Annotated in this window: 12 protein-coding genes and 1 tRNA gene; 11 read left to right on the forward strand and 2 right to left on the reverse strand. The window is 62.8% G+C overall.

The features are described 5' to 3' along the window. Positions 1-106 precede the first annotated feature (106 nt). The 6 genes from N0B15_RS08410 to N0B15_RS08435 all read left to right on the forward strand — a co-directional run bounded on the left by N0B15_RS08410 (position 107) and on the right by N0B15_RS08435 (position 6,255). Positions 107-180 (forward strand) — tRNA-Tyr (locus N0B15_RS08410). Positions 181-683: 503 nt separating this feature from the next. Then, positions 684-3,263: a PQQ-dependent sugar dehydrogenase gene (locus tag N0B15_RS08415; protein ID WP_263019249.1), complete on the forward strand. Its 2,580-nt coding sequence runs from the start codon at positions 684-686 to the stop codon at positions 3,261-3,263. A gap of 183 nt (positions 3,264-3,446) precedes the next feature. Then, the gene (locus N0B15_RS08420; protein WP_263019250.1) at positions 3,447-3,635 is read left to right on the forward strand and encodes an antitoxin VapB family protein; all 189 of its coding nucleotides are present in this window, start codon (positions 3,447-3,449) and stop codon (positions 3,633-3,635) included. 5 nt (positions 3,636-3,640) lie between these two features. After that, positions 3,641-3,931: a type II toxin-antitoxin system RelE/ParE family toxin gene (locus N0B15_RS08425; protein WP_263019251.1), complete on the forward strand. Its 291-nt coding sequence runs from the start codon at positions 3,641-3,643 to the stop codon at positions 3,929-3,931. A 114-nt stretch (positions 3,932-4,045) separates the two neighbouring features. Next, the gene (locus N0B15_RS08430; RefSeq protein WP_263019252.1) at positions 4,046-5,218 is read left to right on the forward strand and encodes an eCIS core domain-containing protein; all 1,173 of its coding nucleotides are present in this window, start codon (positions 4,046-4,048) and stop codon (positions 5,216-5,218) included. Beyond that, positions 5,215-6,255 carry a DUF7958 family protein gene (locus N0B15_RS08435; RefSeq protein WP_464503014.1) on the forward strand — a complete coding sequence of 347 codons (1,041 nt, stop codon included), beginning with the start codon at positions 5,215-5,217 and terminating at the stop codon, positions 6,253-6,255. The genes N0B15_RS08430 and N0B15_RS08435 overlap by 4 nt, the downstream gene beginning before the upstream one ends. A gap of 112 nt (positions 6,256-6,367) precedes the next feature. Here the strand turns inward: N0B15_RS08435 and N0B15_RS08440 are convergent, their stop codons facing one another. Continuing rightward, positions 6,368-6,769, reverse strand: coding sequence for a hypothetical protein (locus tag N0B15_RS08440; protein ID WP_263019254.1), 402 nt, complete (start codon positions 6,767-6,769; stop codon positions 6,368-6,370). 69 nt (positions 6,770-6,838) lie between these two features. On the opposite strand from N0B15_RS08440, the gene N0B15_RS08445 reads away from it, so the two are divergent. Together N0B15_RS08445 and N0B15_RS08450 are read left to right on the forward strand one after the other, a co-directional pair. After that, the gene (locus N0B15_RS08445; protein ID WP_263019255.1) at positions 6,839-8,107 is read left to right on the forward strand and encodes an eCIS core domain-containing protein; all 1,269 of its coding nucleotides are present in this window, start codon (positions 6,839-6,841) and stop codon (positions 8,105-8,107) included. A gap of 2 nt (positions 8,108-8,109) precedes the next feature. Further along, positions 8,110-9,015: a DUF7958 family protein gene (locus tag N0B15_RS08450; RefSeq protein WP_263019256.1), complete on the forward strand. Its 906-nt coding sequence runs from the start codon at positions 8,110-8,112 to the stop codon at positions 9,013-9,015. A gap of 81 nt (positions 9,016-9,096) precedes the next feature. Here N0B15_RS08450 and N0B15_RS08455 read toward each other — a convergent pair whose 3' ends face one another. After that, entirely contained in the window at positions 9,097-9,498 is a 402-nt protein-coding gene (locus N0B15_RS08455; RefSeq protein ID WP_263019257.1) for a hypothetical protein, read from the reverse strand. A 69-nt stretch (positions 9,499-9,567) separates the two neighbouring features. On the opposite strand from N0B15_RS08455, the gene N0B15_RS08460 reads away from it, so the two are divergent. From N0B15_RS08460 to N0B15_RS08470, 3 genes are all read left to right on the forward strand, one after another. Continuing rightward, positions 9,568-10,674 (forward strand): eCIS core domain-containing protein, encoded by a 1,107-nt coding sequence (locus tag N0B15_RS08460; RefSeq protein ID WP_425494218.1) that lies wholly within the window; start codon positions 9,568-9,570, stop codon positions 10,672-10,674. A 5-nt stretch (positions 10,675-10,679) separates the two neighbouring features. Next, the gene (locus tag N0B15_RS08465; protein ID WP_464503015.1) at positions 10,680-11,678 is read left to right on the forward strand and encodes a DUF7958 family protein; all 999 of its coding nucleotides are present in this window, start codon (positions 10,680-10,682) and stop codon (positions 11,676-11,678) included. A gap of 3 nt (positions 11,679-11,681) precedes the next feature. Beyond that, a partial coding sequence (locus tag N0B15_RS08470; RefSeq protein WP_263019259.1) for an eCIS core domain-containing protein occupies positions 11,682-12,056 on the forward strand: 375 nt, incomplete at its 3' end.

The following is a 12,056-nucleotide window of genomic DNA, read 5'->3' on the forward strand; positions in this document are numbered from 1 at the left end:
GAGGGAACCCATATGAATGCTTCTGCCGTGTCAGACGTTCGTCACACCCCTCGATCGGGGTCAAATAATAACCCTTATGTCGCCGTCGGCTGCTACTCTAAACTGCCCGCTCTTAGCTCAGCCTGGTAGAGCAGCCGACTGTAGATCGGCATGCCCCCCGTTCAAATCGGGGAGAGCGGACTTTCTTCGAAAATCCGACCGACACGATTTGAGCTTGTGAGTCGCAGCCCCGGAACGGCGCGAAGCGTCGCACGCCCGGAACGTCTCACAGCGTTCAAATCGGGGAGAGCGGACTTTCTTCGAACCGGTTCGGATCGACAGGGCGGCGTAGACGTATATCCGACCCTCACCTGGTGGGCGTATGCAGGACGGAAACGAACTCGCGCCGTGTCCCCAGTGTGGAGACCGCTACAAGGGGTTCGAGCATACCAGGGATGGGACCCTGTATATTCACCAGACTGACGACGGAGAAGAGCGGCGGTGTCTCGTTAGCAGGTAGGCCGTGGACGACTCCCACCACGCGCGGTGGGCGTGTCGAACGCTCGCGAAGGAGCACCGTCTGACGGGCAGCCCCATCAGACCAATCGGTACCAACGGTATCCGACGTCCACGATTACGACCTATTCCTCCAATATATAATAGCAAAAATATATTTGTGATATCAATGGATGTAAGTATGGGCTATGTCCACACCAGACCCAGACGAGCAGACGGCAGATCGTACAGGCGACGACTCCCCACCGGTCGGCTCACTCAGCCGTCGGCGGATCCTCCAGAGCGCGGGTGCACTGGGGCTGGCGCTGGCCGCCGGTTCCGAGAGCGTGGTCGCTCAGCCAACCGGAAACGGGGGCGACACCTCCGGTGCGGACCTCCAGTGGGAGGAGGTCGGAGCCGACGCCGCGAATCCCACGGCCATCGATTTCGACCCCCAGGGGCGGCTCTGGATCGCGAACAAGGAGGGACGCGTCGACGTGTTCGACCCCGAGAGTGGTGAATCGACGGTGGCGCTGACCCTCTCGGTGTTCGAGGAGTTCGAACACGGCCTGGTCGGGCTGACGGTCGATCCCGACTTCGCCGAGAACAACTGGATCTTCGTCTTCTACTCGCCCGTCGAGGGCGACCTGGATCCGACGTTTGGCGGCACCTACAACCTGGTCTCGCGCTTTACGGTCGACGGCGACGAGATCGATCCGGCGTCGGAGGAGGAGATCATCCGAATCGAAGGCCAGCGCGAACAGCCGTTTCACATCGGCGGCGGTCTCGACTTCGGGCCGGAGGGCGCACTCTACATCGCCCTGGGTGACAACACGCACGCGCTCGGGAACCACGTCTCGTACTACCTCCACCCACAGGACAGCGCGAACACCGGCGACTCGCGCGGGACCTCGATGGACACTTCGGACCTGCGCGGATCGATCCTCCGGATCGTCCCCGAAGCCGACGGCTCGTACTCGATTCCCGAGGGTAACCTCTTTCCCGAAGACGAGTACGCCGCCGAGATCGACGACGGAACCGTCCGCCCGGAGATCTACGCGATGGGCTTTCGAAACCCCTACCAGATCGACGTCGACCCAGAAACCGGCTGGCTCTACTCGGCGGGGCAGGCCACCCAGGCGACGGACTGGGACGCAAACTACGGCCCGCCGGGTCTCGGTCCCGTTTTCCGGTTCCGCGAACCCGGCGTTCTGGGCTGGCCCATGTTCCGCGGCGGACACGCCTACATCCGCCCGGACGAGGTCGTCAGCGAGTACCAGCACCTCGTGGGCGAGCAGTACGACCCGAGCGGGCCGATCAACGCCTCGCCGCGCAACGACGGTCTCAGGGAACTCCCGCCGGTCAGCGAGGACGCCCTGCTGGCGTACGCCCCCGCCGAGGGCAACTGGGACGCCTACCTCTCACCGCCTGCGGGCGGTCCCTGGGAGGTCCCCGACGACCCGCCGGGCTATCCGGAGCTGACGGACTACTCGCCGATCGCCGGAACGCTGATCCGGGCCGACGAGACCGCCATCGACGGCATTCCCGACCACTACGACGGGACGTTCGTCTTCGGTCTCTGGAACACCGGCGACCTCTACCTGATGTCGTTCGACGACGAGGGCGAGATGACCAGCCTCGAGCCCTTCCTCACCGACATGCCGAACGCGAGCTTTACGGACGCCGCGATGGGACCGGACAACCGGCTCTACATCGTCGACTGGGGCGGCCAGGACTTCACCGGTGCGAACAACAGGATCTACCGACTCGAGGCCGCAGACGACACGGAACCCGAGATCGAGACCGAGTTCGTCCTCGAAGGAGAGTTCAGCGGCTGGTACGGCGTCTCCCCGCCAGAGATCGCCGGCGAGGAGAACCCGACGCTCGAGCTCGAGCCCGGAGCGGCCTACCGCGTCGAGTGGACGAACACCGACGGCATTCCCCACAACTTCGAGATCCGCGACGAAGACGAGACGGAACTGCTCGCGACCGAGTTGATCGGCGAGGAGGGCGAGACGCAGACGGTGGAGTTCGTCGCGACCGAGGAGATGGACCACTACCTCTGTACGCCCCACCCGAACACGATGCTCGGACAGATCGGCGAGGGCGAGGACGACGAGGAGCCAGAACGCGAGGACAACCTGGGTGAGCCCGTCGAGTCGATCACCGTCGAGATGACCGCCGGAAACGAGTTCGTCCCGCGAATCGCCCACGTCGAGGTGGGCGGGACGGTCACCTGGGAGTTCGAGGGCGGCCAGCCCCACGACACCGTCGCCTACCACCCCGACACCTACGGCGACCAGGAGCGGATTCCGGACGGGGCAACGCCCTGGGCGAGCGACGTCCTCGGCGCTGGCGGGACCTTCGAACACACCTTCGAGGAACCCGGCGTCTACGACTACGTCTGCACCCCCCACGAGCCAGCGGGCATGGTCGGAACCGTCGTCGTCGGCTGGCCCGATCCCGACGGCCAGCCAGCGCTCGAGCCCGTCTCGTCTGCCATCCACGACAACGCCGCGGAGATACTCGAGACCGACGGCGAGGACATCGCGGCGGTCCTGGAAGCGGGACCCGCACTCGAGTTGAACGGCTACGAGCCGGGACCGTACGATGGCAGCGACCTCTACTACGACGTTACGGGTGACGGGAACCTCGGGTTCAACGACGTGGTGACGTTCTTCGAGCACGTCAACGACCCCGTCGTCCAGAACAACCCCCAGTACTTCGACTTCTCGGGGTCGGGAAGCGTCGGCTTCAACGACGTGGTGGCGCTGTTCGAGCAGGTGTAAGCCGCTGGGGCTTACGAGACGGCCGTCTCGTCGTATTCGAGGCGATCTGAGCGCCCCGTCAGGGTCGCTCGAGCATCGTCCACTCCGGCGTCTTCGTATCGGTCGGGTCCGCCGAGCGTACGTCTCGAGTGGTGTGTGGATCGTTCGGGTGTTTTATCACGTTCCGTGTGCAACCTTGTAAAGATGGCAAAGGCCGAGAAGCGAATTCCGGTTCGTGAGGAGACGTTCGAGCGACTCGGAGAGTTCAAAGGCGCCGGTGAGACGTGGGACGATGTCGTCAACGCATTGATCGAGGTGCGACAGCGGCAGAACCGCCGCGACTTACTCGAGCGGACTGACGACGACGAGTACGTCGCACTCGGCGATCTCTGAGACGGATGGCGTTCACCGTCCTCCTCGCCGAGCAGCCGCGCGAATTTCTAACAGACGCCGACGAAAAGACGGGTCGGATCGTTCGGACGAACCTCGAGAAGCTAGCGAGTGAACCGTATCCCCGTCCCGGTACCGGACGCGGTGATCGGGAAAAACTCCCCGTCGACGGGCGGGAGTTGTACCGAATGCACATCGGGCGAACGTACACCGCGTTCTACACGATTCACGACGGAGCGGATGAGGTTCGCGTTCGTGAAATTCTGCCGATCGACGACGCCCACAAGCGGTACGGCTGAGACCAGGGTGGTGCGTTAGGTGAGCACGCTCGAGTGTTCGATTATCAACAGTTAAGAAGAGCGAGCAGTAACGATTCGATAATTACCAATGCAACGATACACGAGGTGGGGCGTGTGAGTTTCGACCGGGACCGGCGCGACCGGTCGAACGACGACAGTGAGCGGAACGAGCACGTCCGGCGCGCTCGAGCGGGGCCACATCAGTATCTCTCGAGTGTACTACGACCCTCGCCCGAGCAGGCGGCCCAGCTCGACCAGCTAATCCAGACCCGCGGATTCGATCAGGTCCAGGCGTGGGGCGAACGCGGTGAGTTGCCCGAAGGCTGTAACACGCCGACGGGCGAGCAGGTTCGTATCGCTCGAGTGCGGAGCTCCCTGGGAGCGGGCGTCGAACTCGACACCGAGAGTGCCATGCGCTCGGTGGAGGCGCAAGCCGATACTGGTCTCGCGGGTGAGACGGCCACACCCGAGGTCGTCCGGCGCGTGCTCTCGAGACCGGGGAAACCGCTCGAGGGAGCCGTCCGAGACGAGATGGAGCAACGGATGGGCGACTCGTTTTCGGATGTACAGCTACACACTGGACCGGAGGCCGCGAAGGCGGCGAGCGCGCTCGAGGCACGCGCTTTCACGACCGGGAATCACGTGGTGTTCAACCGCGGGGAGTACGACCCTGAGAGCGCGGAAGGGAAATATCTGCTCGCGCACGAATTAGCTCACGTGCGACAGCAGACCGCTGGCCGAATCAGTTTGCTCTCGCAAGAGCGCCGTTCACTGGTGATCGAACCGAACCCAGCACTCGAGCGCAATGCCACGGGGTACATCGTCCGGGGGAGCGAACTCGAAATTCAGCGCCTCGCCACGACGACGGTCCACGTCCAGCGAGTCGATAAAACTCGCCGAGAGGTGCTCCAGGGCGATGTCTCGACGGAGGAGATAGAGGCAGGAATCGAAGACACTGACCTCCTGAGCGTCGGTCCCGACCGGTTGCGCGACGCCTACAAGTACGCCGAGTACGCGGTCACACTCGGCACGACTCAGAGCGTTGTCCAGCCGCTCGTCTCGGAGTACGGACTGACTCAGCCCGAAGCGATGGCGGTGACGCTCGCCGTCGGCGGAACCATCCACGTCGGCAAAGACCGACTCCACCGCGAAGACATCTACCTCACGCTCGAGGTCGCTCGAGTGCTCGGACAAGAAGAGCGAGTGATCGAGTTCTTCCGGAGGATGGATATCGACATGCCGTGGGATGTTGAGGACCCATATGATGGTGGTGGTGAATCACCATGAAAGCGGATGTCGATGGAGATGACGGTGAATATGTGAAGATCTATGTCACAGACCAAAATGACGTAGAGCATAATCTTACTGTCGAGATAATGTCTGGAAGAATATCATACCACAAACAGGATTACTACCCAAACAGAACGTCCAAACAATCGAGTAACGATGTAGTCTATCTCAGTCAAGTCCAGGAGTATGCTAAGTATACGGTTCAGCGGACGTTAGGATACCCAACGCTCCCCCCACGCCTAACCCCGGAGTGGATTCCCTACACGCTCGGCGCGGTGTTCGGTCTCGAGTTCGATAGTTTCGAACGACAGTTCGGTCCCTACGCCCAGCAGTACCACAGTGCGCTCCACCCCAAGGTTCCCCCCATCGTGGAGATGCCCGAGGAGACCGCCCCCGTCGGCGGTATCGTCTACCGCGCCGACGTGTTTCTCGCCCTCGAGTTCGACGCCTATCTCGAGGATCCAGTGGCTGCGTCACCGATAGAAGCCTTCGCGGGAACCACCGACGCGTACGACCTCTACGAGGCGCTGGCGGCCGAACTCGAGGCGCGCCTGCCGCCGGACACGGCACCGATCACCGAAGTGTCGGCGCTCGATCTCCAGTACCAGCGCCGCGCCAACGACGGCAGTGTCGAGGAGCCGGTCGTTGGCGAGCGCAGTCACACCAGCGCGGGACCACCCGACGCACAGCTCCAGATGACGCCTCCACAGGCCACCCTCGAGTCGGAACTGACGGCCGAGATCGTTCAGGGTCTGCTCTGTCACCACCTCCAGTGTCAGGTCCGCGATGCGTATCTCCGGCTCGGACTCGAGCCCCCGGAGGCGTTTCGCGTCCTCGGCCAGGGCTTCGCCGAACAGACGATGCACTACCAGCACGCCGATGTCTACCCGCCGTACCACCTCACCGACGCCGAGATTGAAGGCTACCGGCCGCCGGGTATCGAACACGGGGCACTGGCGAGCGGAGGGTTCGCCGGGCCGGGCCAGCCCGGCCCACTGCTGCGGCGCATCGTCCGCGCGCTGTTTGGCCGGTAGTGACCACGGCCGAGCGAGCGCTGAAACGAGAACGGACGTGCGAGACGGGCGATGTTGACTACGGCTCGAGACGTGAGCACCGGTCACGCGGTCTCGGCTACTGGTGGGTGTCTCACTCGCGAAGCATCGTCTGGAGGAAGGTGAGAATCGCGCCGAAGAGCGTCCCGAGGACGAAGGTGAACGCGTCACCGCTGAGTGCGCCCTGGGCAGTCATCCCGGCGGCGATCAGCACGACGGCGAGAAAGGTCCCCGCGGCGGTGTAGACGATCCGGCGCTGGTGGGCGAAGTGGCGGCGCTGGGCGTCGTGGTCGACGCGTTTCGTCTCTCGAGTCTCCTCGAGATACGACGTGATCAGCCCGGTGATGTCGCCGAGGTGGTCCAGAATCGGCTGGAGGTCGGAGGCCTGGTCGTCGGCGCGGTCGGGCGACTCGTCGTACTCGAGTGTCGAGTGCGCTTTCGGCTCTTCGACGCCGCTGAAGAGGGGCTTGTACCCCTCGCTCGAGTGTTCGGTCACCAACAGTTAAGATGAGCGAGTAGTAACGCTTCGATAATTACCAATGCAACGACACACGAGGTGGAGCGTGTGAGCTTCGACCGGGACCGACGCGACCGCTCGAACGACGACAGTGAGCGAAACGAACGAACACGGCGCGCTCGAGTGCAGGCCCAGGCCGCGCGCGGAGCGCGCCCCCACCACCATCTCTCGAGCGTGCGACAGCCCTCACCCGAGCACGCGGCCATCCTCGATCAGATGATCCTGAGGCGTGGTCTCGAGGACGTCCAGGAGTTGGGCGAACGGGGTGAACTCCCGCGCGGCTGTAACACGCCGACGGGCGAACAGGTCCGTGATGCTCGAGTGCGTAGCTCCTGGAAAGCGGGTGTCGAACTCGATACGCCGAGTGCGATGCGTTCGGTCCAGGCGCAGGCGGAGAGTGATCTGGTAGGTGAGACAGCCACACCAGAGGTGGTGCGGCGGGTGATCTCCCAACCAGGAAAGCCGCTCGAGGGAGCCGTCCGCGAGGAGATGGAAGCGCGGATGGGGGACTCGTTTTCTGACGTACAGCTGCACACGGGGCCGGAGGCTGCGAAAGCAGCGAGTGCGCTCGAGGCACGGGCGTTCACGACCGGCAATCACGTGGTGTTCAACCGCGGGGAGTACGACCCAGAGAGTGCGGAGGGGAAGTACCTGCTCGCGCACGAGTTAGCTCACGTCCGCCAGCAGACCGGTGGCCAGGTCAGTATGCTTCCGCAGGAAGGGAGTTCGCTCGTGATCGATCCGGACCCCGAACTCGAGCGTGAAGCTGACGAGGTAGCGAGGAAGGCGCTCGATGCAGAAGCGATTCCGATCGCTCGCCTTCCGTCGGGTGTCGAGGTTCACGTCCAACGGTTCCAGGGACCGGGTGGTGTCCACTCGAGCGGCGGGACGCTTCCGGCCCATCAGGATGCCAAGGAGAAATTTCATACCGAGGACGGCCAGTTGCGCTCACCGCACCGTCCAGCAGGACCGTCAGTAACGCTGACTGATATCAAAGCGGAGTACGGTCTCAGTGACCACGAGTTGACACTCCTGTACGAGGACCATTTCGGCCAGCAAATCCAGACAGACACCGAGTACGAGTTCTCCGATTCGGTCGAAGCAGCGGCATTGAGCCTGACCAAAGCGGCCCTAGCGGATGTCGTTCCGGGGCTGAGTTTCGCCTACGCTGCCCACTCGGGATACAAAGCTTGGGCGGACCAGACCGATAGCAATGTGAAAGACCGACTCAAACAACTCATCGGCTCCGCCATCGAACACGCGAAGACTGGAGCAGGTGACTCGACTGGTGATGCAGTATCCAGAGAGGATTTGTAAATATGGACGCAATTATCACCGGCGAATCCAAGCGGGTTGGCCTCAGCGTGCTCGACAACAACCAAGTAGAACACCTGATCGAAATGGACGAGTTTGGCAATATCAAATATCACGATCAGGATGGCTACGCCGACAGCCCGAACGAACGAACAGACGAAGAGAACGAACACGTCAACCAGGCACGTCGCTACGCCAGATACCACGTCTACCGCGAACGCGGCTACGAGACGCTCGAGCGGGTCGACAATCCCGACTGTATTCTGGCGGCGATGATCGCCGTTGGGTGTCTTTCTGGCTCTGCATTCGAACGTCACTTCGGTGATCTCTACGACCGACTTCGAGAGCACGTCAGTGGCTCGAGGATCGACCTACCGGTTGATGGGGCCAATCCCGATGGGATCGTCGTTTACCGAAAAGACCTCTACCTCGAGCCAGACCCAACTGCCGTCCAAAAGGCTGCCAGGACTGCCCTCACGACGTACGGCGCAGAACCCGGAGACTCGATCGACGGCGAAACGCTCACCGCGGCACTCGAGAAACTCGCCACCGACTCCACGCTCGAAGGCGCTCTCGCGTTCGAGATCGAGGCAACCTCTCCGTGTTATGCACTCTACAACGACGGCTACAACAACGAACACGTCGAACCCGTCGGCCAGCCACTCGAGCGAGAGCCCGACGCGCGAGTCGAACCGATGCCGATCAGTGTCGACAGTCTACCAGCGTTTCAGGAGTACCTCCTCGCACACCTTGCTTACCAAGTACGCGATTGCTACGTCTGTATGGGTGTCACGCCACCAGCCGGATTCAGAGATACCGGCTACGGGAAGTACCGGTGTTCGCTCTACCAACAGTCGACCGACCTCTACGAGAACTACTACGACGAGTCCGAGTCGATCGACTCCTGGTGAGGGTGCGTCGCTGGTGTCGACCCCAATCTGGCGCTCGAGACGTGAGCACCGGTCACGCGGTCTCGGCTACTGGTGGGTGTCTCACTCCCGGAGCATCGTCTGGAGGAAGGTGAGAATCGCGCCGAAGAGCGTTCCGAGGACGAAGGTGAACGCATCACCGCTGAGTGCGCCCTGGGCGGTCATCCCGGCGGCGATCAGCACGACAGCGAGAAAGGTCCCCGCGGCGGTGTAGACGATCCGGCGCTGGTGGGCGAAGTGGCGGCGCTGGGCGTCGTGGTCGACGCGTTTCGTCTCTCGAGTCTCCTCGAGATAGGACGTGATCAGCCCGGTGATGTCGCCGAGGTGGTCCAGAATCGGCTGGAGGTCGGAGACCTGGTCGTCGTCGCGGTCGGGCGACTCGTCGTACTCGAGTGTCGAGCGCGCTGTCGGCCCTTCGTCGCCGCTGAACAGCGGCTTGTACTCCTCGCTCGAGTGTTCGATCATCAACAGTTAAGATGAGAGAGCAGTAACGCTTCGATAATTACCAATGCAACGACACACGAGGTGGAGCGTGTGAGCTTCGACCGGGACCGACGCGACCGCTCGAACGACGACAGTGAGCGAAACGAACGAACACGGCGCACTCGAGCGCAGGCCCAGACCCAGCGCGGGGCGCGGCCGTACCAGTACCTGAACCGAGTGGGCCAACCCTCGCGCGACCAGGCGGCCATCCTCGATCAGATGATCCTGCGGCGTGGTCTCGAGAACGTCCAGGAGTTGGGCGAACGCGGTGAACTCCCCGAAGGCTGTAACACGCCGATGGGCGAGCAGGTTCGCGTCGCTCGAGTGCGTAGCTCCTGGAAAGCGGGCGTCGAACTCGACACCGAGAGCGCGATGCGCTCGGTGGAGGCGCAGGCCGAGAGCGACCTGGCAGGTGAGACCGCGACACCCGACGTGGTGCGGCGGGTGATTTCCCAGCCAGGACGGCCGCTCGAGGGATCCGTCCGCAAAGAGATGGAAGCGCGGATGGGGGACTCGTTTTCTGACGTACAGCTGCACACTGGGCCGGAGGCCGCGAAGGCGGCGAGCGCGCTCGAGGCGCGGGCGTTCACCACCGGGAACCACGTGGTGTTCAACCGCGGCGAGTACGATCCGGAGAGTCCCGACGGGAAATATCTGCTCGCGCACGAATTAGCTCACGTGCGACAGCAGACTGGTGGTGCGATTAGTATGCTCCCCCAGGAAGGGAGTTCACTGGTCATCGATCCCGACCCCGAACTCGAGCGTGAGGCCGACGAGGTGGCGAGGAAGGCACTCGAAGGTGAGGAGCCAGTGGTGGCTCACCGACTCGGGCCCAATGTCTCGATCCAGCGTACGCCTGAAGTGAGTCGCCGCGGGGTGCTCAAAGGCGACTTCGGCCTGGAAGAAGTCGAAGAAGCCACGGACGACCTCGAGTTTGGCGAGGTCGATCACAGCAAAGTCGCCGCTGCGGGGCTCACTTCGCTCCTCCCCGTCATCGGTCCGATGCTGGATCAGTACGTCGATCAGAAGTTTGCACCACAGCAGTTGCACGCCAGGCTTCGACAGATCGATCCACCTGAAGAGTGGGTCGAACAGACTGCCAGGCGGGCAGTCACCATGGTTGATAATATCGCAACCAGTGGAACACGGTTCGATTAACCACAATGAATGCAGCAATCATTGACCAAGACGAACGCGGCATTGGTGTTAGAATCACGGACAATAACGGCGTGAAACACACTGTCGCGATCGGTTTTGATGGGAGTTTGCAGGGGCACTCACAGAACGGCTATCCTGATGACCCAGCCGAGCGCTCGATGATCGACGAAGTCGAACCCATCAACCAGGCCCGGCGCTTCGCGAAGTACTGGGTCTACCGTGAGCGCGGTTACGACACCCTCTCGCTCAACGAAAACCCTCACCGCATCGCCGCGGTGGCGCTCGTCCTCGCGGGCCTCTCTGCAGAAACCTTCGAAGAACACTTCACCGACCTCTACTTGCAGGTCGCCAGCCACTACGGCGAGACCGAACCATCCGTGACACTACCGGAGGGTGCCCGCCCGACACACGTCACCTACCGAACGGACGTCTACCTCGGTCTCGATGACGACGCGCTCGCAACGCTCGCACGTGCAGTCACCGACCCTGATGCGACTGCCTTCCTCCGAACAGTGCACAACGGCGACGTTACCCACCGCTCTTTCGAGGCGGTTCTCACACCCATACTCGAGGCGGGCGAGGCTGACGCCGTCGGCGATCTGTCCGCCGACGACCTTCTCGAGGCCGTCTCAGGCATCCACGTCCACTGGGACGACAGCGCTGGTGTCTACCACACCGAATGGGGCGACCAGCCATCGCTCGAGCGTGATCCAGATGCACGAATCGACCTGTTGCCGTACGACCCTGCGTCGTTCGCGGAGTTTCGCGCCCAACTCATTAGAATCCTCTACTGTCAGGTTCGGGATTGCTACCTCGGCATGGGAATCGCGCCGCCCGATGCCTTCCGACTCCAGGGTCACGGCATCCACGAGTTCGCCACCTGGTACGAGCACTACGACTTCTACGAGCGCTACCACGACCCGAACGCCACAGTCTCGACCTGGTACGACGAACACACACCCGAGGGCGTCTACGACCTGCCTGCATTTGCAGGCGGTGAATGACGATTGTCTACAATCTCACTGCAACGCCGGTCGCTCGAGGCACGCGCCTTCACGATCGGCAACCACGTGGTGTTCAACCGCGGTGAGTACAATCCTGAGAGTCCGGAGGGGAAGTACCTCTTGGCGCACGAGCTGGCTCACGTCCGCCAGCAGACCGGCGGTCAGGTCAGTATGCTTCCACAGGAGGGGAGTTCGCTGGTCATCGACCCCGATCCAGCACTCGAGCGCGAAGCGGACGAGGTAGCGAGGAAGGCACTCGAGGGCGAGGAGCCGGTGGTGGCTCACCGCCTGGGGATGGACGTTCACGTCCAGCGCTCAGCCGAGGGCGGGATTGGACCCATCGCCAAAGAGACCGAGGACGGCACGGTCGTGGCCGAC

It is taken from the genome of Natronobiforma cellulositropha (assembly GCF_025629245.1).
Taxonomy (GTDB): domain Archaea; phylum Halobacteriota; class Halobacteria; order Halobacteriales; family Natrialbaceae; genus Natronobiforma; species Natronobiforma cellulositropha.

Bases quoted from the DNA above. Each gene is read 5' to 3' on its own strand.
- N0B15_RS08415 (WP_263019249.1), top strand. From the start codon at position 684: ATGTCCACACCAGACCCAGACGAGCAGACGGCAGATCGTACAGGCGAC.
- N0B15_RS08420 (WP_263019250.1), top strand. From the start codon at position 3,447: ATGGCAAAGGCCGAGAAGCGAATTCCGGTTCGTGAGGAGACGTTCGAG.
- N0B15_RS08425 (WP_263019251.1), top strand. From the start codon at position 3,641: ATGGCGTTCACCGTCCTCCTCGCCGAGCAGCCGCGCGAATTTCTAACA.
- N0B15_RS08435 (WP_464503014.1), top strand. From the start codon at position 5,215: ATGAAAGCGGATGTCGATGGAGATGACGGTGAATATGTGAAGATCTAT.
- N0B15_RS08450 (WP_263019256.1), top strand. From the start codon at position 8,110: ATGGACGCAATTATCACCGGCGAATCCAAGCGGGTTGGCCTCAGCGTG.
- N0B15_RS08455 (WP_263019257.1), bottom strand. From the start codon at position 9,498: ATGATCGAACACTCGAGCGAGGAGTACAAGCCGCTGTTCAGCGGCGAC.
- N0B15_RS08465 (WP_464503015.1), top strand. From the start codon at position 10,680: ATGAATGCAGCAATCATTGACCAAGACGAACGCGGCATTGGTGTTAGA.